General features: G+C 58.8%; 20 protein-coding genes and 1 tRNA gene. 13 read left to right on the top strand and 8 right to left on the bottom strand.

Features of this window, described 5'->3' with window-relative positions; translation table 11 throughout:
- The first annotated feature begins 86 nt into the window (after positions 1–86).
- From NLK60_RS05370 to NLK60_RS05395, 6 genes are all read left to right on the top strand, one after another.
- A complete protein-coding gene (locus tag NLK60_RS05370; RefSeq protein ID WP_254809861.1) occupies positions 87–689 on the top strand; it encodes an amino acid-binding protein in 603 nt (200 codons plus the stop codon).
- On the top strand, positions 689–1,636 hold the full coding sequence (locus NLK60_RS05375; RefSeq protein WP_254809862.1) for a homoserine dehydrogenase: 948 nt from the start codon (positions 689–691) through the stop codon (positions 1,634–1,636). Before NLK60_RS05370 ends, NLK60_RS05375 begins: the two co-directional genes overlap by 1 nt.
- A gap of 330 nt (positions 1,637–1,966) precedes the next feature.
- Complete coding sequence (gene tuf / locus NLK60_RS05380) at positions 1,967–3,232, top strand: translation elongation factor EF-1 subunit alpha (protein WP_254809863.1); 1,266 nt, start codon at positions 1,967–1,969, stop codon at positions 3,230–3,232.
- Positions 3,233–3,541, top strand: a complete 309-nt coding sequence (gene rpsJ / locus NLK60_RS05385; RefSeq protein ID WP_254809864.1) for a 30S ribosomal protein S10 — start codon at positions 3,233–3,235, stop codon at positions 3,539–3,541.
- A 230-nt stretch (positions 3,542–3,771) separates the two neighbouring features.
- Positions 3,772–4,401, top strand: coding sequence for a rhomboid family intramembrane serine protease (locus NLK60_RS05390; RefSeq protein ID WP_254809865.1), 630 nt, complete (start codon positions 3,772–3,774; stop codon positions 4,399–4,401).
- Positions 4,402–4,525: 124 nt separating this feature from the next.
- Positions 4,526–4,597: transfer RNA gene (locus NLK60_RS05395), tRNA-Ala, on the top strand.
- Between the two features lie 542 nt (positions 4,598–5,139).
- Here NLK60_RS05395 and NLK60_RS05400 read toward each other — a convergent pair.
- Together NLK60_RS05400 and NLK60_RS19490 are read right to left on the bottom strand one after the other, a co-directional pair.
- Complete coding sequence (locus tag NLK60_RS05400) at positions 5,140–5,385, bottom strand: hypothetical protein (RefSeq protein ID WP_254809866.1); 246 nt, start codon at positions 5,383–5,385, stop codon at positions 5,140–5,142.
- Complete coding sequence (locus NLK60_RS19490; protein ID WP_256530394.1) at positions 5,382–5,513, bottom strand: hypothetical protein; 132 nt, start codon at positions 5,511–5,513, stop codon at positions 5,382–5,384. The genes NLK60_RS05400 and NLK60_RS19490 overlap by 4 nt, the downstream gene beginning before the upstream one ends.
- Before the next feature lie 124 nt (positions 5,514–5,637).
- Between NLK60_RS19490 and NLK60_RS05405 the strand changes: the two genes are divergently transcribed.
- From NLK60_RS05405 to NLK60_RS05420, 4 genes are all read left to right on the top strand, one after another.
- On the top strand, positions 5,638–5,799 hold the full coding sequence (locus tag NLK60_RS05405) for a hypothetical protein (protein WP_254809867.1): 162 nt from the start codon (positions 5,638–5,640) through the stop codon (positions 5,797–5,799).
- A 93-nt stretch (positions 5,800–5,892) separates the two neighbouring features.
- Positions 5,893–8,067 (top strand): ribosome rescue protein RqcH, encoded by a 2,175-nt coding sequence (gene rqcH, locus NLK60_RS05410; RefSeq protein WP_254809868.1) that lies wholly within the window; start codon positions 5,893–5,895, stop codon positions 8,065–8,067.
- 185 nt (positions 8,068–8,252) lie between these two features.
- The gene (locus NLK60_RS05415; RefSeq protein ID WP_254809869.1) at positions 8,253–8,468 is read left to right on the top strand and encodes a hypothetical protein; all 216 of its coding nucleotides are present in this window, start codon (positions 8,253–8,255) and stop codon (positions 8,466–8,468) included.
- A 266-nt stretch (positions 8,469–8,734) separates the two neighbouring features.
- Positions 8,735–9,802 (top strand): mRNA surveillance protein pelota, encoded by a 1,068-nt coding sequence (locus NLK60_RS05420; protein ID WP_254809870.1) that lies wholly within the window; start codon positions 8,735–8,737, stop codon positions 9,800–9,802.
- Between the two features lie 10 nt (positions 9,803–9,812).
- Here the strand turns inward: NLK60_RS05420 and NLK60_RS05425 are convergent, their stop codons facing one another.
- The 3 genes from NLK60_RS05425 to NLK60_RS05435 are packed head-to-tail and all read right to left on the bottom strand — an operon-like array spanning position 9,813 to position 12,645.
- Positions 9,813–10,670, bottom strand: coding sequence for an ABC transporter permease (locus NLK60_RS05425; RefSeq protein ID WP_254809871.1), 858 nt, complete (start codon positions 10,668–10,670; stop codon positions 9,813–9,815).
- Positions 10,667–11,581, bottom strand: a complete 915-nt coding sequence (locus tag NLK60_RS05430) for an ABC transporter permease (RefSeq protein ID WP_254809872.1) — start codon at positions 11,579–11,581, stop codon at positions 10,667–10,669. The genes NLK60_RS05425 and NLK60_RS05430 overlap by 4 nt, the downstream gene beginning before the upstream one ends.
- Before the next feature lie 2 nt (positions 11,582–11,583).
- A complete protein-coding gene (locus tag NLK60_RS05435) occupies positions 11,584–12,645 on the bottom strand; it encodes an ABC transporter ATP-binding protein (RefSeq protein ID WP_254809873.1) in 1,062 nt (353 codons plus the stop codon).
- Between the two features lie 169 nt (positions 12,646–12,814).
- Between NLK60_RS05435 and NLK60_RS05440 the strand changes: the two genes are divergently transcribed.
- Positions 12,815–13,981 carry a type 2 periplasmic-binding domain-containing protein gene (locus tag NLK60_RS05440; RefSeq protein ID WP_254809874.1) on the top strand — a complete coding sequence of 389 codons (1,167 nt, stop codon included), beginning with the start codon at positions 12,815–12,817 and terminating at the stop codon, positions 13,979–13,981.
- Between the two features lie 215 nt (positions 13,982–14,196).
- On the opposite strand, the gene NLK60_RS05445 is transcribed toward NLK60_RS05440, so the two are convergent.
- On the bottom strand, positions 14,197–14,688 hold the full coding sequence (locus NLK60_RS05445) for an Lrp/AsnC family transcriptional regulator (RefSeq protein ID WP_254809875.1): 492 nt from the start codon (positions 14,686–14,688) through the stop codon (positions 14,197–14,199).
- Positions 14,689–14,779: 91 nt separating this feature from the next.
- Entirely contained in the window at positions 14,780–16,165 is a 1,386-nt protein-coding gene (locus tag NLK60_RS05450; RefSeq protein WP_254809876.1) for an aspartate aminotransferase family protein, read from the bottom strand.
- Between the two features lie 152 nt (positions 16,166–16,317).
- Here NLK60_RS05450 and NLK60_RS05455 point away from each other — a divergent pair, with 152 nt between their 5' ends.
- Positions 16,318–17,187 carry a VOC family protein gene (locus NLK60_RS05455; protein ID WP_254809877.1) on the top strand — a complete coding sequence of 290 codons (870 nt, stop codon included), beginning with the start codon at positions 16,318–16,320 and terminating at the stop codon, positions 17,185–17,187.
- Positions 17,188–17,219: 32 nt separating this feature from the next.
- A complete protein-coding gene (locus NLK60_RS05460; protein WP_254810433.1) occupies positions 17,220–18,881 on the top strand; it encodes an aldehyde ferredoxin oxidoreductase family protein in 1,662 nt (553 codons plus the stop codon).
- A 35-nt stretch (positions 18,882–18,916) separates the two neighbouring features.
- Here the strand turns inward: NLK60_RS05460 and NLK60_RS05465 are convergent, their stop codons facing one another.
- A complete protein-coding gene (locus NLK60_RS05465) occupies positions 18,917–19,543 on the bottom strand; it encodes a type 1 glutamine amidotransferase (RefSeq protein ID WP_254809878.1) in 627 nt (208 codons plus the stop codon).
- Positions 19,544–19,632 lie beyond the last annotated feature (89 nt).

Here is a 19,632-nt window from a genome sequence, read left to right on the forward strand (position 1 = left end):
TTTTGGCGGTGCCTATACGTTTTTACAGCCTGGATGCACAGACGTAGCCATGACGACGTGTGGACGCCCACCGGGAGGTATCGTCTATGAGTGACGAGTACGCTTCCGGAGGGTCGACAGCGGACGCGACCGTCGACGCACCCGCGGAGGAGGCGTCCGCCACCGAAGCCGATGGCGGGCTGAGTGCGTACACGGTTCGCCTCGAGTTAGTCGACGAACCCGGCGAATTGCTCCGCGCGCTCGAGCCGATCAGCGCAAACGGTGGCAACCTTCTGAGTATTCACCACGAGCGCGGAAACATTACGCCACGCGGGCACATTCCAGTCGAGGTCGACCTCGAGAGCGCGCCCGGACGGTTCGACGGCATCGTCGATGCGTTGCGAGACGCTGGCATCAACGTGATTCAGGCCGGGCCGGAACGCTACGGAGAGGAACTGACCGTGTTACTCGTCGGCCACCTGGTCGAAACCGACCTTTCGGATACGCTTTCGACCATCAGCCGGGACGAGAATGCCTCGGTTCTCGACCTTTCACTGACCGCACCGGACGGAATGGAAGACGTCTCGAGTGCACGCATACGATTGGCTGTGGATTCGGGGAACGCCGAATCGGTTCTCGAAAACCTGCGGACACTGGCCGACGGCAAGGGTCTCCGTCTTGTCGAACCGCTCACGGGAGGTGAGGCCTGATGCGACTGGCGATTCTCGGAGCCGGTGCCGTCGGCGCGTCAGTGGCCGACCTCGCCGGCGAGTACGGACACCAGGTGGTCGGACTGGCCGACTCGAGCACGGCAGCGGTCGCCGACGCTGGCGATGAAATCGACGTCCCCGGCGCACTCGAGCGCAAAGCGGGCAACGAACCGATCGGTGAGTCGAGCCTGGAGGACGTTTTCGAAACGGACTACGATGTCCTCATCGAGGCCACACCAACCACGCTCGGTGAGGCCGAACCCGGGTTCTCTCACTGCCAGCGGGCTCTCGAGGCCGACAGGCACGTGGTCCTGGCAAACAAGGGTCCGGTTGCCGAACGCTACGACGAGTTGCGCGAACTCGAGCGAGCCAGCGCTGGATCGATCCGCTTCGAGGCCGCCGTCGGCGGTGCAATCCCCGTCCTCTCGACCATCGAAGACTGCACACCAGCGGCAGTCACCGCGGTTCGGGGTGTCCTCAACGGCACGGCGAACTTCATCCTCACGCGAATGGCTGCCGAGGGTCTCGATTACGAACACGTCCTCGCTGAGGCACAGGACCTGGGCGTAGCCGAAGCTGACCCGACGTTCGACGTCGACGGGACCGACGCCGCTCTGAAGTGTGTTATCCTCGCAAACGTACTCAGCGACGGCGGCTTTTCGCTCGCCGACGCCGACGTGGCGGGCATTCAGGACATCCCACCGAGTGCACTCGAGCTAGCGGCCGAAGACGGGGAAACCATCCGTCTCGTGGGCGAAGCGACGCGCGATGGTATCCGTGTCGGACCACGACTCGTGCCCGAAAACGGAGCGATGGCCGTCTCGGGAACACAGAACATCGTTCAGATTGAGACTCGACACGCCGGCGATCTGTACTCGAGCGGCCGTGGCGCGGGTGGCCCGGAGACGGCAACGGCTGTGTTGTCTGACGTGGGCCGACTGCCGTAACACGTCCCGCTCTGAGAGGTACACGGCACGCTCGAGCACTGTCTGATTCTCCTTCGCGCGCCAGCACTATCGCCTGCGTAGGACCGCAGCTGTCGAAGGCTAACCGGTGGTCCGATACCACACCAGGCACCGGCAAATGCGGGTAAGGAGCGGACCCTTGGGACACCGGTCGCGATGACAGATCATCTACTGATCTGGACTGTCTGTGCGTGTGCAACACTCACAAACCGCAAGCAGGAGACGGGGTGGCTCGAATACACTTTCGAAATGGTTTTAACCGCATCGGGCAAAAGAGACCGATATAAGCGCCTTTGCGCGTGAGCTATAACAATGAGCGACAAACCACACCAGAACTTGGCCATTATCGGCCACGTCGACCACGGAAAGAGTACGCTGGTCGGACGCCTCCTGTTCGAGACAGGAAGCGTACCGGAGCACGTTATCGAACAGCACCGACAGGAAGCCGAAGAGAAAGGCAAAGGCGGATTCGAGTTCGCCTACGTCATGGACAATCTCGCCGAAGAGCGAGAGCGCGGTGTCACCATCGACATCGCCCACCAGGAGTTCGACACGGACAAATACTACTTCACCATCGTCGACTGTCCTGGTCACCGTGACTTCGTCAAGAACATGATCACGGGCGCATCCCAGGCGGACAACGCCGTCCTCGTCGTCGCCGCAGACGACGGTGTCGCGCCCCAGACCCAGGAGCACGTTTTCCTGGCCCGAACGCTCGGTATCAACGAGCTGCTCATCGGCGTTAACAAGATGGACGTCGTCGACTACTCCGAGGACACCTACAAGGAAGTCGTCGAAGAGGTCAACCAGCTCCTCAACCAGGTCCAGTTCCAGGTTTCGGACGACTCGTTCATCCCGATTTCGGCTTTCGAGGGCGACAACATCGCCGAAGCCTCCGACAACACGCCGTGGTACGACGGCCGTACCCTGCTCGAGTCCCTGAACGACCTGCCAGAGACCGAGGAGCCATCCGACGCGCCCCTCCGTCTCCCCATTCAGGACGTTTACACCATCTCCGGTATCGGTACCGTCCCCGTTGGACGCCTCGAGACCGGAACGATGAACGTCGGCGACAACGTCTCCTTCCAGCCCAGCGACGTGGGCGGCGAAGTGAAGACGATCGAGATGCACCACGAAGAGGTCCCAAGCGCCGGCCCCGGTGACAACGTTGGTTTCAACGTCCGTGGCATCGGCAAAGACGACATCCGCCGCGGTGACGTCTGTGGCCCAGCCGACGACCCACCAAGCGTCGCCGAGACGTTCCAGGCTCAGATCATCGTCATGCAGCACCCATCGGTCATCACCGCTGGCTACACGCCGGTCTTCCACGCTCACACGAGCCAGGTTGCCTGTACGATCGAATCCATCGACAAGAAGATGGACCCCTCGAGCGGCGAAGTCGCCGAGGAGAACCCCGACTTCATCCAGTCGGGTGACGCTGCTGTGGTCACCATCCGCCCACAGAAGCCACTCAGCATCGAGCCAGCAAGCGAGATCCCAGAACTCGGGAGCTTCGCCATCCGTGACATGGGCCAGACCATCGCGGCAGGCAAAGTCCTGAGCGTCGACGAGAAATAAATGCAGCAGGCACGCGTTCGACTCGCGGGCACCAACCCCAACGATCTGGACGACATCTGTGCGGACGTCCGCGAGATTGCGAACAACACCGGCGTCAACCTCAGCGGTCCGATTCCGCTGCCAACCAAGACGCTCGAGGTGCCAGCGCGAAAATCTCCAGACGGCGAAGGTACCGCCACGTGGGAGCACTGGGAAATGCGCGTCCACAAGCGCCTGATCGATCTGGACGCCGACGAACGCGCACTCCGACAGCTCATGCGTATCCAGGTGCCAAACGACGTGTCGATCGAGATCGTCCTCGAAGACTGAAACGGACCGTTTTCTCGCTTTCCAAACGGTATGCCAGAGCGGCCACCGTTGGAGAGCGTATAACTGGCCCGTTGAGGACGTGACTGACATCGTTTCGGTACATTTTCACGACGCCAAGACCGTGAGCGACACGCTTCTCGAGTAAGTCGGCTCGATACAACTGTCTCGATACAGCCGTCTCGCGTGCACCCACGATACAGACTTTAGTGTTCGCTCGCCAAGGGTGACATATGGGTACAGATTCGCCCAGCCCGCTGCTCGAGACCCTCGGGCTGTTCGCGATCGTTTTCGTTCTCCAGCAAGTAGCCGCACTGTTCAGCCTGGCACTTATGGCTGGCCTGTTCGTGCTTGCACCCCCCCTCGAGTCCAATCCGTGGACGATCGTGACCAGCGTCTACGCACACGGCAACCTCGGGCATCTGCTTTCGAACAGTTTCGGACTCCTCCTCTTCGGCTGGCCGATCGCACGGGCGACGACTCGAGGCCGATTCCACGTATTTTTCGTACTCACCGGTTCACTGGCCGGCATCTCGCAGGTGCTTGTCACCGGTGCCATGGCCTCGTTGACCGGCGGCTCCGGATCAGCCGTGTTGGGTGCCAGTGGAGCGGTCTTCGCGTTGATGGGGTATCTCATCGCCGGGAACCGTGTTTCTGACGGACTCGCCGCTCGAGTCGACGTGCCGCTCTGGCTCACGCTGGTCGTTTTCGTGGTATTGGCGGCCGCGATTACGATTGCGACAGGTTCCCCTGGGGTTGCCCTGATAGCGCACTTTACCGGCTTCTTGCTCGGGTTGCTTGCCGGACGGCTAGGCGTGCTCGAGCCCAGGGCTACGGCGCGTCCCCGCCAGTCTGCGGTTTGATACGGATAGGTTTCGATGGGACCCCACAGTGCAACGGTTCTCGCGTGTCAACGGACTGGTTCGGTACTCGATTTCCGCTTCGAAACACAAGACACAAGTACAAACCACGGATAGATTTCCTCGAGGGCTCGTAGATCAGTGGCAGATCGCTTCCTTCGCAAGGAAGAGGCCCCGGGTTCAAATCCCGGCGAGTCCACTATTTTGCAGCGCGAACAAATCCGTGAGCGATGCACATAGTCGTCGAAGGCGGGATTTTAGCCCTGGAAGTCGCAGCGTGAGCGGAGCGAACGACCGTCTTCCTCTGGGTTCAAATCCCGGCGAGTCCACTTCCCTTCTCTCGCTTGGCTCGAGTCAGTCAGTGAACTCGCCGAACATCGCAAACCTCCGGTTTGCTCAACCCCGGCGAGTCATTACGATTCCGATAGTTTTCGAAGTATCCCGTTAGTCGCTTCCGTAGCGACTCATTTCCCAGTATGCGTTCGGAAAACAGGTGTGATTTTCCAGCGATTTGAGACGAGTGATACCCGCGCAGGTCTCGCCTCGACGCTGTACGCCGATTCGAACGAAGGAAAATGGGGGTGGTCGCTGTGGCAGTGAGTCACTGATCGCCCTCGAGTGGCTCGAGGTGTCTCCACTGTGAAGCCCACGTCAGCGACCGATTCGTCGGATGTTCGTGAGCCAGCGATGATGCGCTCGAGAGTGTTCCGATTCGGGGGATCGACGCCCTCGAGTGCTCCGCTACCGACTCTTCGAGCGACTCGACCAGTACATCGGGATCAACAGCACCAGAAAGACTGTCCCCATCGCAGCGATAGCAATCCAGATGGTCGCGATAATCCGTTCGTCGAGATAGCCGGCGACCTCGAGGACCCACATGAGGCTATAGAGGCTGACGACGACCACAACCGTGATGTACACCCTGAATAAGAGGCCGGTAAGGTGGTACAGAAGCGTTTTCGACGGAATGAACTGTTCGTATCTCATTGATAAAACGTGAAGTCGGCAGTTATCAGGACGGTTCCAACGACCGAAATGAGGACGATAATCGTGGCCAGGACGACGATCAACCAGGCCACCGGGGATAACTCAGTACTGACGGTCGAGAAACTCATGTCGGCCTACGTAATAGATACTGGCCAGTGTCAGCTAATAAATCCAGTGGTCGATTCGACTACAAACCGTGGCTATTCCGTCTCTGCCACGGCTATTTGACCCCCGATACCCAACTGTCGAAGTATGACCACGAGTTACACCTGCGTGTGTGGGGCAACACTGACCTACCGACAGGACCTCGAGCGCGAGGACAGAGGCACGTCACAGCAGTGGTTCTGTGGGGCTTGCCGGACACCGGTCCCCGGAATCGTCGCGGAGCGAATTAGCCATCAGCATCCGTCCTGAACGTCGTTGGCTACACACGATCCTCGAGATGCGGAGCGTGGGCGTGCGTTCCAGAGCGACACGTCTTTCCCACCGGGGACGGCAGTGTGTGATATGAGTGGCGAGCCCAAAACGGAACTGACGAGCGTCGATCTCGCCGCCTTCGTCACGGAGTTTGGAACCTACGAAGGTGCGAAAGTCGACAAAGCCTATCTGTATGGCGATGACCTGCTGCGACTGAAGATGCGCGATTTCGACCGCGGCCGACTCGAGTTGATCCTCGAAGTCGGCGAGAAAAAGCGGGCACACACGTTGTCACCCGAACGGGTGCCCGACGCACCGGGTCGGCCACCGCAGTTCGCGATGATGTTGCGAAACCGACTGTCCGGCGCGGATTTCGTCGGCGTCGAACAGTACGAGTTCGACCGCATCCTCGAGTTCGCGTTCGATCGTGACGACGGGGTGACGCGGATTATCGTCGAGTTGTTCGGGCAGGGCAACGTCGCGGTGACCGATGCCGAGTACGAGGTCATCGACTGCCTCGAGACGGTTCGGTTGAAATCCAGAACTGTCGTACCGGGGTCGCGATACGAGTTCCCCGAGTCGCGTCTCAACCCGTTGACGGTCACACGGGAGGCGTTCGAGCACCAGATGAACGATTCGGATACGGACGTCGTTCGGACCCTGGCGACCCAGTTGAACTTCGGCGGGTTGTACGCCGAAGAGCTGTGTACGCGAGCCGGCGTGGAGAAAACCCTTGCAATCGAGGACGCGGACGAAACCGTCTACAGTCGTCTGTACGAAGCGATCGAGCGGTTGGCACTCGATATTCGGAACGGGAATTTCGAACCGCGGGTGTACCTCGAGGACGATGAGAATAATTCGGAGTCAGAGGACGAGGGGGACGAAAGCGCCACAGCGGGCCAAACGGAGACGGACCGAGTCATCGACGTCACCCCGTTCCCACTCGAGGAACACGTCGAACTGGCGGGTGAGCCTTACGAGTCGTTCCTCGAAGCGCTCGAGGAGTACTTCTTCCGGCTGGAACTGGACGCCGACGAGCCGGATCCCCGGGAGCAGCGTCCCGATTTTGAAGCACAGATCGCCAAACACCAGCGAATCATCGACCAGCAGGAGGGAGCGATTTCGGGATTCGACGAGCAGGCACAGGCCGAACGTGAGAAGGCCGAGTTGCTGTACGCGAATTATGGCACCGTCGACGAACTCCTGTCGACGGTTCGGTCGGCTCGCGAGGACGGTGTCCCCTGGGGAGAGATTGCCGGTCGACTGGAGGAGGCAAAAGAATCCGGACTCGACGCGGCCAAGCCGTTTGTCGATATCAACGGCAAGGAAGGGACGGTGACGATTCGCCTCGAGGGAGAGCCGATCACGCTGGTCGTCGATGACGGGGTCGAGAAGAACGCTGACCGCCTGTACACCGAAGCGAAACGTATCGCGGAAAAAAAGGAGGGAGCACTCGCGGCGATCGAAGATACACGAGAGCAACTCGAGGAAATCAAACGGCGTCGGGACGCGTGGGAAGCCGATGGTGGCGACGACGATGCCGACGGTGAGGAAGACGAGGACGAACCGCGTGATTGGCTGGCGGAGCCGTCAGTTCCCGTTCGAAAGAACGAGCAGTGGTACGAGCGATTCCGCTGGTTCCGGACGAGCGACGACTATCTCGTCATCGGCGGTCGTAACGCCGATCAGAACGAGGAACTCGTCAAGAAGTACCTCGAACGAGGCGACCGCGTGCTCCACACACAGGCCCACGGTGGTCCGGTCACGGTGCTCAAGGCGACGGACCCGAGCGAAGCGTCCTCGAGCGATATCGAAATTCCCGACTCGAGCGTCGAGGAAGCGGCACAGTTTGCGGTCTCGTATTCGTCCGTCTGGAAGGACGGCCGCTATGCTGGTGACGTCTACATGGTGGACTCCGACCAGGTATCGAAAACGCCCGAAAGCGGCGAGTACCTCGAGAAGGGTGGGTTCGCCGTTCGCGGTGATCGGCGCTATCTCGACGACACCCCGGTCGGCGTCACCGTCGGGATTCAGTGTGAGCCGTATACGCGAGTCATCGGTGGGCCACCGTCAGCTATCGAGGACCGGGCGGTGACGACGATTCGCGTCGAGCCGGGCCGTTTTGCCCAGGCTGACGCCGCAAAACGGATCTATCGGGAGTTACGCCAGCGCTTTGCCGACGAGTCGTTCGTCCGGAAAATCGCCAGCCCCGATCAGATCGCTCACTTCCTGCCGCCGGGTGGGAGCCGTTTGGTCGAGGAGTAACGCTCGAGAACTCGACCATTTTGGAAGACAGAGGGGATCGATACTCCCCCGTGTCATACCCGAGGCCGTCGATACCACGGAACAGTGTACCGAAACCGTTCTCCGGCGATTCCCTCGACCATTGGCAAGCATCGACTAGGAAGAAGCGAACACTAATACGGGATTGTACGTAATTTGCTACCAGTATGCAAGCCACCGCTGCTCTCGAGGCATCCGGACTCCCCGCCCCTGAGATGGTACCGGAACAGACGTTCACACAGCTGTCACCGAACGCCATGGTTGCCATCGCACTGCTGGTTACCGTAGCGTTGGTCGTGATTATCGCTATCTTGCTGTATTTCTCATTTGCCGTCGAACAGGATGTCGGTCCGGAGGAGCCACTCGAGGAGTCCGAACACTGATACAGTCGGTTGGGACTCTCTCCCGATGATCGGCCACCCGGTATAGCGATCACCGGGGAGAAACGATAACCGACCGTCTGAGAGCCGCGTCAAACGTTGAGTTGGCAGCCGAATCGATAGGTTCGGCTCACCTGTCGACGGATGTGCGGTACTGGGTTGGAGACGTTCCGAACCATGTCACGGGTGTGCCCCAAAAGCCCAGATCGACCGCGCTCGGTGACGAGCGATTCGTCACGCACTTACCAGCCCCGACCGATGTTGCAGCCATGCAGATTACAGACCGGGAGCAACTCGAGGGCGGGCGCGAACGCGTCACGCTCGTCCCCGAGAGCGTTGACGACCTCTGGCACCTCCAGTACGTCCTCGAGCCCGGCGACCGCGTTGCGGGTGACACCACGCGTCGCATTCAGCGCAACGACGAACAGATGCGTGATACGGGGGGCGAACGGGAACACATGTGGGTCGCCATCGCCGTGGACGACGTCGAGTTCCACAAGTTTGCCAACCGGTTACGAGTCGGGGGCGAGATCGTCGCCTGCTCGCGGGAAGACCAACTCGGCTTTCATCACACCCTTAACGTCGAGGTTCGCGAGGAGATTTCGATCGACAAACGATTCAAACCCGATCAGAACGCGCGCCTCGAGGAAGCCGTCGAGTCGACGGAGAATCCGGACGTCGCCATCGCGACGGTCGAGGAAGGGGAGGCACACGTCCACACCGTCGCCCAGTACGGCACCGAATCGCGGGCGACGATCACCGGCCCGACCGGCAAAGGCGAGTACGCACAGGACCGCTCTGAACTGTTCGCCGACCTCGGGGCCGTCCTCTCGCGTCTCGAAGTGGACGCGATCATCCTCGCTGGTCCCGGCTTCACCAAACAAGACGCGCTGAAGTACCTCGAGCGGAACTATCCCGACGTTGCCTCCCTGGTAACGATGGTCGATACCGCGAGTGTCGGTGATCGAGGCGTCCACGAAGTGCTCAAACGCGGTGCGGTCGCCGACGTACAAGAGCGGACTCGCATCGAGTCCGAAGCCGAGTACATCGATGAACTCACCAGGCGTATTGCTGCGGGTGCAAAGGCGGCCTACGGCCCCAAAGACGTCGCGCAGGCAGCCGAGTACGGAGCCATCGAGCGGTTACTCGTTCTGGACGAAACCCTCCGTCAGGAACGCGGCCCGGACCGAGAGTGGTCGATCGACGTCGACGACGTGGTCCGAACGACCGAACAGAAAGGTGGCGACGTGACAGTTTTCTCGAGTGAGTTTCCGCCCGGCGAGCAGCTGTCGAACCTGGGTGGGATTGCGGCGTTGTTGCGATATCGTCTCGAGTAGCGGGCCCGCGCTACATATACTCGCTGATGCCCACCGTGTACTCGGCGATGGCTACGAGTACGAGCGTGCCGACCATCAGCAGGGTTCCGATTGCAGCGATTTGTTGCGGTGGCGTGTTAAAAAAGAGGTTGAACAGCCGCAACGGGAGAGTTTGGCTCTGGGGGCCGGCCAGAAAGAGCGAAACGATATACTGGTTGAACGATAGCACAAACGCGAACATCGCGCCACTGACCAGTCCCGGTTTCACTAGTGGCAGCGTAATGTATCGGAACGTTTCGACTTCGGTTGCACCCAGATCCTGTGCGGCTTCCTCAAGCGTGTGATCGAAGTTCTGGAGGCTTGCAGTCGTCGTCCGGATCGTAAACGGCAGCGTGATGATCACGTGACCGAGTAATAGTGTCCAGAAGGACAGTGGAATCTGAACCCCGAGATCCGTCCGGATGCGGCCGATGACGAGCAAGATAGCGAAACCGACGAGCATCCACGGATAGATCAGCGGCGACAGAAAGAGAGTTTCAAGCGTCGCCGACGACTCAAGGTCGGATCGAACGAGCCCGAACGCTGCGAGCCCGCCGATGGCTGTCGCGATGATAGCCGTTGCAATTGCAACCTGGAGGCTGGTCGTCAGCGCGTCTCCTAGGCCCAGATAGCCGACCGCTTCGGGGATTTCGGTATACCACTCGAGCGAGTACTGTTCCGGGGGCCAACCGCCGTATGGCGTCTCCTGAAACGAGATGACGACGACGATCAGCAGCGGCGCGAGCAAGAACGCGATGATGCTGTAGACTAGAGCTCGGTAACAAACTGTAGCAACCTGTGACCCGATGGTCGTAAGCCGGTCCCAGTGAGGGCGAACATCGGTACTCATGCGACGCCCTCCACGATGTGTTTACGGACGTGATGGTAAGCGACGATGATGACGATAGCGACAACGATCAAGATGATCGACAGCGCGCTCGCAAACGGCCAATTGTTTGAGCCGGTGATGAGCGAGGTAATGATCGTCGGAAGCACTTCGATTCGGCCACCGAGGATCGCGGGGGTGACGTACGCGGCCATCGTGAGTAAAAACGCCATAAGTAAGCCTGCTGCAATTCCTGGGAGTGCAAGCGGGAAGATGATCGTTCGGAAGACGGTTAGACGGTTTGCGCCGAGATCGCGGGCGGCCTCTTCGAGTGAAGGTGGAATCGTGTGTAACACATTGACAATAGGGAAGACGACGAACGGGAGGATTACGTGAGTCATGCCGATGATTATCGAGAGTTCGTTGTAGAGCAGTTGCGGGGCCGTTTCTTCGGTGAACAGCGGCGTGGCAACCAGCGCTGACTGGACAAGTCCGCCGGTCGACAAGAGGGCATACCAGCCGAACGATCGAATCACGAGATCGATCGTCAGCGGTGCGAATGCACTCAAGACGATTATGCGGCCGAGGAGTCCACCCTTCCTGACGGCCGTGTACGCGAGCGGAAACGCGAGGAGAAACGAGAACACCGTAACGGCGACGGCGATCCGGACGGTTCGAATCGTTACGTTCAGATACAGCGAAATAGAGCCGATTCGCCGGTAATTGTCGAGCGTGAATCCGTTGCCGATAGCGCCGTCTTCGAACGGAAGGAAGCTGTAACGGATCAACAATAGTGCCGGAACGACCATCAGCAAAAACACGGTGAGGAGCGCAGGCCCGAGCATAAGTGTCGAGCCAAGGCGCGTCTCGCCGTGTGTTCTGATGAACGACGAGAGTCGATCAGACAGCGTCGAAAGCAGTGAGTTTGCAGTCATGGTCAGGCGTCGACGACACGGGTGTTTGCTGCACTCCAACTCATGGTAACGCGGTCACCAGTCTCGTACCTACTATCGGTCGAATTCGTTTCGACGATGTACTCCGTATCGTCCACGGTAACGAAGTACCGTATCATCGAACCGACGAAGTGAACCTGAGAGACCGTCGCCTCGAGGGTGTTTTCGCCCGTCACATTGCCCGGTTCGGAAATAGCAATGTTCTCCGGTCGCACGAACGCGGTACTGTTCGTTCCAGGAAGCGATGCGACGTCGGTCCCGAAAGTCTGTCCGTGTGCCTCGAGGAAGACGCTCCCGTTACGGGACGTGAACGTGCCGTCGATAAAGTTCGTATCGCCGATAAAATCCGCAACGAATCGCGTTTTTGGTCGGTCATACAGCGCTTCAGGCGGACCCAGTTGTTCGATTTCCCCGTTGTTCATCACGGCGACTCGGTCAGCCATGGTAAGCGCCTCGTCCTGGTTGTGTGTGACGTACAGCGTGGTGATCCCAAGTTCACGCTGGAGACGGGAGAAATCGACTTTAATCCGGTCGCGCAGCTTTTTATCGAGCGCTCCGAGCGGTTCGTCCATCAGGAGGACTTTCGGTTCCGGTGCGAGCGCACGGGCAGTCGCGACTCGTTGTTGTTGGCCGCCCGAGAGCGTTGCCGTGTTTCGATCTCTAAGTCCACCGAGATCGACGAGATCTAGTACCTCGTCGATACGACTATCTATCGCGTCGGCGCTATCGCCGCGACGTTTGAGGCCGAACGCGATGTTTTCGCCGACAGTCATGTGCGGAAAGAGCGCATAGTCCTGAAAAACCATCGTCGTATCCCGTTTGTGCGGCGGGACATCGTTGAGTGACCGGCCATCCAGGGTGATACGGCCAGTCGTAGGGGTATCGAACCCCGCGAGCATCCGGAGTGTGGTTGATTTGCCCGATCCCGACGGTCCGACAAGGGCGAGAAATTCACCGTCAGCTATCGAAAACGATACGTCGTCGACGGCCCTCGTATCACCATACGTTTTCGTGATATTTTGAAATTGAATCAGGTCGGAAGACATATTTCGTCGATTGAGTCGAATTGGCCATCCCGTCGTAATAAGTATATCGGCATTGTCGGACTGTAGGCCAAAATAATGCTTTTGCTTGAACTGTATCCGTAACAATATAGTTTTACTGAACCACAACCAGAATATCTATATAGGTTGGAATATGATTGAGCTGTAGAGTATGGCAGACGATACCAGAATGCAACGTCGAACGGTGCTGCGTGCAGCTGGTGGCATGGCCACTGCCGGCATGGTCGGCGTCTCTGGCTGTCTCGGTGGCAGCGACGACGACGACGGAAATGGAAACGGCAACGGGAATGGTGACGGAAACGGAAGCGGAAACGGTGACGACCTACCCGATTTTGGCGGCGAATCGCTTCACGTAATGCTTAATGCGGGTGCGCTGGCCGAGCATCAACGACAGAACGTGATTCCTCGGGTTGAAGAAAAATACAACCTGGAGATCAACGACGAACAGTCGACGACGGGGGCGATGATCACGGCTATTCAGTCGAATCCCGAAAACCCACCGGACGTCATCGACGTTAACGTGAACGGCATCTTTCAGGCCCACCGCAACGACTGGCTGGCCTCGTTTGCCGACCACACGGATATTCTCACCAATTACGAACACATCTACGACGAGGCGAAGTATTACGACGACCACGGCGTAAGCTGGTACTTCGGCGAGTTATCACCGGTCATCAACACCGATCACTGGGATGAGATTCCGACCTCCTGGGAGGAGGTCATCGAGCGTGCAGACAACATCGCGATGGCACCGTTCGCCTGGACGCAGGGTGAGTTTCTCTTGCTGGCGAGTTCAATCGCAACGGGTGAACCGTACGACGCCGCCGAACCGGACGTTGACGCCGGATTCGAGTGGATGGAAGAACACATCAAGCCCAAGCACACTCACACCATCGAAGGCATCGCGCAGGCGAATCAACTGCTGACCAGCGGGGAAGCCGACGTATTGCTTCCGGCGTGGGACATCTGGGTCACCGACCTCTACCTCCGTGGGACGCCGATTCGTCCCGTTCGTCGACCCGATCCCGTGGGAATCGCTGCCCACCAGGGCGTCGCGGTTCCTGAAGCCGGGAACGTCGAGCCGGCGATGGCTTACGTCAACGAACTGCTCTCGCTCGAGTCCCAGGAAGAACATCCGGGAATCGTCGGTACGGGGCAGACCCATCGAGACGCCACGCTTCCCGAGGATATTCAGGAGTTCGGCGCGCCAACCATCGACGACGTTCGCGATGGAAGCCTGAAAATCCCGAACTACGAGTTCATGTGGCAAAACCAGGACGGCTGGAGCGAACAGTGGAATCAGATCTTCGCCGAATAAGACCTGACTGACGGCTGCTGTTTTTACTGTCGACTTGTTTTTCGTGTTGCTCAAGGAGTCTGTTGCTCAGGCAGTCGTGTTACTCGAGTAGTTATTGCTTGAGAATTCCTCTCCAGAACGAGCGTATTACATCTCGAGCGAAAAATCCGATCCGAAGTTGGCGAAGGGTGTGTATCCGTCCAGCGAGAGATGAGGAAACTCGTTTTGTCGGACAGTTACGTATCCGGTAACAGTGCCGACGCAATGGTTTCGATATCGAAATCGCGGATCGGTCGCGATTCGTTTTTGACGGTCGTGATAACGAACTGCGAACTCGTGCGCTGAATTTCTTCGATCGCTTCGTAGGACTCGATGAGCGACTCGACCATCTCTCGGGAGGCCAGATGGGCGATGACAATAAAGTCGGTATCCCCCATCGTAAAGTATACCTGGTTAACCCCCTCCACGTCGGCGAGTTGTTCGCCGACGCGATGGTGGTACTCCTCTTCGAATTCCGCGAGAACCTCGGTGATGACTGTAATGTTGAGTCCGATAGCCTCGAGATCGAGTTCGTAGAGATCGTTTTTCACGACGCCGCTGTCTTTGAGCTTCTCGAGGCGATAGTGGACCGTCGATTTGGGGATGTCCGTCTGTGCTTCGATCACGTCGGGGCTCCCAGTACCGTGTTCGGCAATCGCGGCCAATATTTGAAGGTCTTTCTTATCCATGTGTCTCAGTGGTTGACGGAGCGATGTTGCTCCAATGCCATCGTTGGTACGGCCGTACCCACGGAAACCGTATTATACTGTCGGATGTGCGTCATAGCTGGTTTGGGCCCGCTGTTGCGTGGTTTCGAATCGCTTCGGCCAGGATGTTCATACTGGTCTCCGCTTGTTCGTGGGTTATCACCAGCGGCGGGATGATACGGAGGACGTTTCCGTGCCTGCCCGCTGTCCAGACGATGACGCCGTTCTCGAGGCACGTCCGTTGGACGACATTGACGAGATCGGTTTGTGGCTCGCCCGTCGAGTCCAAGAATTCGACGCCAGTGAACAGACCGCGACCGCGAACGTCCACGCGGCCGGGAAGGTCGTCGACTGCCGACAGAATGCGTTGACGCATCTCCTTGCCGACCGAACGCGCGTGAGCGAGCAGGTCGTGATCCCGAATAAATTCGATCGCTCGTAAGCCGGCGACCATTGCTGGCACGTGACCGCGATAGGTGCCGATGTGGCCGCCGGGTCCCCAGGTGTCGAGGGACTCGTGGTAGACTGTCGCCGAAAGCGGCAGGCCGATCCCGCCGAGCGCCTTCGCGATCGGCATCACGTCCGGTGTCACGCCGTCCCAATCGCTCGCAAACCACTCGCCGGTGCGACCGAATCCGGTCTGGATTTCGTCAACGATGAGTGGAATGTCGTGTTCGTTTGCAATCGCCTGTACCTCCGTGAGAAACCCTTTCGGGGGGACGGTGATGCCGCCTTCACCCTGAATCGGTTCGATCCAGATACCGGCCGGATTCGTGAAGCCGCTGTACGGATCTTCGAGGAGTTCGGTGAGGTTCTCGATCGACCGCCGTGCGGCCGTTTCGGGCGAACACTCCTGCTGGAACGGGTACGGATACGGAACGTGGGTTACGTTCGGCAACAACGGGCTGTAATCACGCTTGTACTTGCGACCGGCCGTGAGACTGAGTGCGCCCGCGCTGGCACCGTGGTAGGCACCACGGAACGCAATGAGGCCATCGCCGCCAGTGTTGTATTTCGCGAGTTTGATTGATGTTTCGACAGCATCGCTTCCAGTCGGGCCCCCGAAGACGATCCGATTTTCTCCCTGCAACCCGCCGGGGACAATATCGTCAAGCGCCTCAATGAGATCCAGTCGGGCCTCCGTCGGAAAATCGAGAGTGTGAACGAGATCATCGAGTTGCTCGTGGGTCCCTTCGAGAACGTACGGGTTGGAGTGTCCCACGTTCAAGACGCCAACGCCGGCGAAGAGATCGATATAGGTGTTGCCATCGAGATCCCGAACGGTCGCGCCTTTGCCCGATTCGAGGGCAATCGGGACGGCGTTCGGGTAGGCAACGGTTGCCCCCTCGTGGGCCGCCTGTCGCTCAAGCAGTTGCTGTGAGCGCGGGCCGGGAATTGCCGTATCGACCCGTGGCGCGTCGGAATAATGGAGATCGTTGAGTGGATCGTCTACTGCCATATGTGGCGTATGTTTTAACACAGATAAATATCTTGCTTATGAGCCAGCTATAATGGACATATTTGAATCTTGTTTAATATACTTCCCCATTATCGAACTACATCTACGGCTTACCGGAACGTTATTGATGGTTGCGTCGAAACCTATCCAGCATGCACACACGAAAAGATACAGGCGCAGTGACGCTGGATCACGCCGTGATCGTCGCCTCCGATCTGGAGAAGATGACCGACGCGTTTGCCGATCTCGGAATGGAACCCGCTTACGCCGGTCCGCTGGCCAACGATATCAATCACCTCTCACAGGTTGCATTTCCTGACGGTTCCTACATCGAACTGCTGTCAGTGATGGAGGAGGGAGACGAGTCACCGTGGTGGGACGACCACGTGCAGGCTGACGGTGGCCCCTGTGCGTTCGCCCTCGAGTGTGCGGATATCGAAGCCGACGCTGAGAGGGCTGGAGAGTCGGCCATCCCCGTCGAGGGCCCCACTCGGTACGGACGAGAACGACCCGACGGAACGTACTTCGATTACGAACTCGCTATCGTTGGTGAAGGGGGTCTCGCGACGAAATACCCGTTTTTGATCAGCGATCACACGCCGCGTTCGAAACGGGTTTCCTGGCCAACCGATGGACTTGAAGACGGCGAGCTGACCGGCCTCGCGTTCGTCGTCGTCGCCGTCTCCGATCTCGAGTCCGAAATCGAGGCCTATCGAGAAGCCTACGGACTGGCCGAACCGACCGTCGAGTCGGTCGACTCGTGGGGAAGTGAGGTCGCACGTTTTCCGGAGTCGCCGATCATCCTCGCCAGCCCGGTCAACGACGGCTGGGTCACTGATCGCCTCGAGACGTTCGGTGAACGGCCTGCGGCGTACCTCTTCGGCAGCGATGACGTCGACGCGTCGTCGGATCGGTTCGATCTGTCGTCGCCGACCTCTCTGTTCGACTACGATGTCCAGTGGATTGAAAACGACAAACTGGACGCGATCAATACTAGACTCGGCGTCGTTTCGGACGCCTGATCGCCGTGACGAAGGTCCACGCAACCGGCCCGATGCTTTCGATCGACGTGGGTGAGCGGACGGCGAGGACAGAATCGATCGACGACGTCCTCGAGGTGTTCATCGGCGGGCGCGGGGTCGGTACGAAACTGTCTCACGATCGGATTCCCTACGACGCAGACCCATTCGGTCCAGACAACCGGCTCACGTTCGCTACGGGGCCCCTCCAGCACGCGACGATGAGCTTTACCGGACGCCTATCGGCGACGGCCGTCTCGCCGCTGACGGATGGTCTCCTCTCGTCGAACGCCGGCGGCTTTCTTTCGCGAAACTTCATCGCAACCGGGTACGCAGCCGTCGAAATCGCCGGGGAAAGCGATGATCTCATCGCGATCCACGTCACGGACGAAGGTGTCGAGTTCGAATCCGTTCCCGATCTTGAGGGGGCGACCGTCTCCGAAGTTGGCGCTTCCCTCAAGCATCGGCGCGGACTCGGGCCCGAACACGTCGCCTGTATCGGCCCAGCAGGGGAAAACCAGGTCCGCTTTGCATCGATCATGACCAGCGAAAGCCGAGCATTCGGCCGCGGCGGACTCGGTGCGGTTCTGGGATCGAAACGAGTCAAGGCGATAACCTTCGACGGAAATGCGACACCCGACGTTGAACTCGATCCGATACAGATAGACGTCCACCGCGAGGCGGCAACGTCGGACAGTATCATGAAATCACAGGGAACCGCTAGCGTGACGGCTCTAGCGAACGAACTCGAGGCCTTGCCCACGCGGTACTTTTCGGAACTGTCTTTCGAGGGCGCTGACGGCATCGACGGCGACGCTGTCGCATCAAAAAAGTATCAGAAAGGAACCTGTTCGGCCTGTGCGTTCGCCTGTAAACTACCGACTCGCGATGAAGAGACGGGGCTCGAGACCGAAGGCCCCGAATTCGAGACGGTGATGTCGTTCGGCTCGAACGTCGGAGTTGAGGACATCGTCGACGTGATGCAGTCGAACGAACTGTGTGACGAACTGGGTTTGGACACGATTTCCGCAGGAGACGTCATCTCGGCGTACCTAGCCAGCGAGGACGCGTTCGGCGACGTAGACTTGATCCACGACCTTGTCGAAAAAATCGCCCACAGAGATGCCGTCGGCGACATGCTTGCCGAGGGTATTGACCGATTCCACAACGAGTTGGGGGTCGAAAACTGGAGTTCCAAAGGCATGGAGTTCCCCGGACACGACGGTCGGGCGCTCAACGGGCAGGGGTTAGCGTTTGCCACTTCCAATCGTGGGGCCGATCACATGTACGCCGAGATGTACGACTACGAGTACCCGCTCGTCGACGCTGAAGACGCCCTCGACCCGATCGGCCTCGAGGGAAAGCCCTCGGTCGTCGTCGAAAGCGAGAACGCGAACGCCCTGAAAGACAGTGCTATCGCCTGCAAGTTTTCAGGCAGTTTTCTGACGGCCGACCGGTTTGAAACCTTGCTCGCGACGCCTTACGAGACGTTACTCGCGGTCGGTGGACGAATAGTCGACCTCGAGCGTCACTTCAACAATCATCGAGGATTCGATCGACGAGATGATACGCTACCATACGATCTGCCAGGCTTCGAGGACGCTCTCTCGAGGTACTATGCCGTCCGAGGATGGAACGACGACGGAACAGTGCCGGAGGACCGCCTCGAAGGGCCTGTTATCGCCGAAAGTACGTAAAAAAGGCAACAGGAGCCCTCTACTCTGATACCCGGTCAGTATCCGCAGTACTCGGCAAAATTGTCGAGAACGCGGGGAGCGTTTGAGTCCGCAAACGTGAACGCTCCGTCGTCCCAATCGCTCGGGTTGTCGCGGACGCGCTCGGTGAACTCTGGGTGAAACTGAACCGTCCACAGGGGCTTTTCGTCGTGAACCGTGCAAAAGTGCTCGTCGTACGTTGTCTTTCCGACGGCAGACAAACCTGTACCTAGTTCGGTGACTCGGTCAGCATGGAGTGCTGGGACCGGTGGGAACACCCCCTCGAGAACGCCACAGTCGTCGTGTGTACATTCGACGAAGGTTGCTCGTCGTTCGTCGGCTTCGACGGTTCCGCCAAGAGCGACGTTCGCTAGCTGGTGACCAAAACAGATACCCAGTATCGGAATTGATTCTTCGAGACAACGGTGGACTAGATCACATTGCGCGTCGACCCACGCCTCGTGTTCAGAGTCGTACACGCTCGCCGTACTTCCACCGAGGACAACACCATCAACCCCCTTGAGTGACTGAACAGTGGGGTCATCGACAAACACGTGTCGTTTGGCATCCGGGAGTAGCCGTGTTATTTCGGGCGCCAGGTATCGATAATCGGGTCGGACTTCGTTATCGAGAACCAGAATCATACTCGTTATCGAACGTTATCTAATGTATACGTTTTGGATCCACCCCAGTTCAAAAAGAGAGGGATAAATCAAGACTCTCGTTCAAAAAC

Origin of the sequence: Natronosalvus amylolyticus, from assembly GCF_024298845.1 — an archaeon.
In the GTDB taxonomy this organism is placed as follows: domain Archaea; phylum Halobacteriota; class Halobacteria; order Halobacteriales; family Natrialbaceae; genus Natronosalvus; species Natronosalvus amylolyticus.

Excerpts from the sequence above, each read along its gene's own strand:
- NLK60_RS05370 (WP_254809861.1), top strand. The coding sequence starts at position 87 with ATGAGTGACGAGTACGCTTCCGGAGGGTCGACAGCGGACGCGACCGTC.
- NLK60_RS05375 (WP_254809862.1), top strand. The coding sequence starts at position 689 with ATGCGACTGGCGATTCTCGGAGCCGGTGCCGTCGGCGCGTCAGTGGCC.
- tuf (WP_254809863.1), top strand. The coding sequence starts at position 1,967 with ATGAGCGACAAACCACACCAGAACTTGGCCATTATCGGCCACGTCGAC.
- rpsJ (WP_254809864.1), top strand. The coding sequence starts at position 3,233 with ATGCAGCAGGCACGCGTTCGACTCGCGGGCACCAACCCCAACGATCTG.
- NLK60_RS05390 (WP_254809865.1), top strand. The coding sequence starts at position 3,772 with ATGGGTACAGATTCGCCCAGCCCGCTGCTCGAGACCCTCGGGCTGTTC.
- NLK60_RS05400 (WP_254809866.1), bottom strand. The coding sequence starts at position 5,385 with ATGAGATACGAACAGTTCATTCCGTCGAAAACGCTTCTGTACCACCTT.
- NLK60_RS19490 (WP_256530394.1), bottom strand. The coding sequence starts at position 5,513 with ATGAGTTTCTCGACCGTCAGTACTGAGTTATCCCCGGTGGCCTGGTTG.
- NLK60_RS05405 (WP_254809867.1), top strand. The coding sequence starts at position 5,638 with ATGACCACGAGTTACACCTGCGTGTGTGGGGCAACACTGACCTACCGA.
- rqcH (WP_254809868.1), top strand. The coding sequence starts at position 5,893 with ATGAGTGGCGAGCCCAAAACGGAACTGACGAGCGTCGATCTCGCCGCC.
- NLK60_RS05415 (WP_254809869.1), top strand. The coding sequence starts at position 8,253 with ATGCAAGCCACCGCTGCTCTCGAGGCATCCGGACTCCCCGCCCCTGAG.
- NLK60_RS05420 (WP_254809870.1), top strand. The coding sequence starts at position 8,735 with ATGCAGATTACAGACCGGGAGCAACTCGAGGGCGGGCGCGAACGCGTC.
- NLK60_RS05425 (WP_254809871.1), bottom strand. The coding sequence starts at position 10,670 with ATGAGTACCGATGTTCGCCCTCACTGGGACCGGCTTACGACCATCGGG.
- NLK60_RS05430 (WP_254809872.1), bottom strand. The coding sequence starts at position 11,581 with ATGACTGCAAACTCACTGCTTTCGACGCTGTCTGATCGACTCTCGTCG.
- NLK60_RS05435 (WP_254809873.1), bottom strand. The coding sequence starts at position 12,645 with ATGTCTTCCGACCTGATTCAATTTCAAAATATCACGAAAACGTATGGT.
- NLK60_RS05440 (WP_254809874.1), top strand. The coding sequence starts at position 12,815 with ATGGCAGACGATACCAGAATGCAACGTCGAACGGTGCTGCGTGCAGCT.
- NLK60_RS05445 (WP_254809875.1), bottom strand. The coding sequence starts at position 14,688 with ATGGATAAGAAAGACCTTCAAATATTGGCCGCGATTGCCGAACACGGT.
- NLK60_RS05450 (WP_254809876.1), bottom strand. The coding sequence starts at position 16,165 with ATGGCAGTAGACGATCCACTCAACGATCTCCATTATTCCGACGCGCCA.
- NLK60_RS05455 (WP_254809877.1), top strand. The coding sequence starts at position 16,318 with ATGCACACACGAAAAGATACAGGCGCAGTGACGCTGGATCACGCCGTG.
- NLK60_RS05460 (WP_254810433.1), top strand. The coding sequence starts at position 17,220 with ATGCTTTCGATCGACGTGGGTGAGCGGACGGCGAGGACAGAATCGATC.
- NLK60_RS05465 (WP_254809878.1), bottom strand. The coding sequence starts at position 19,543 with ATGATTCTGGTTCTCGATAACGAAGTCCGACCCGATTATCGATACCTG.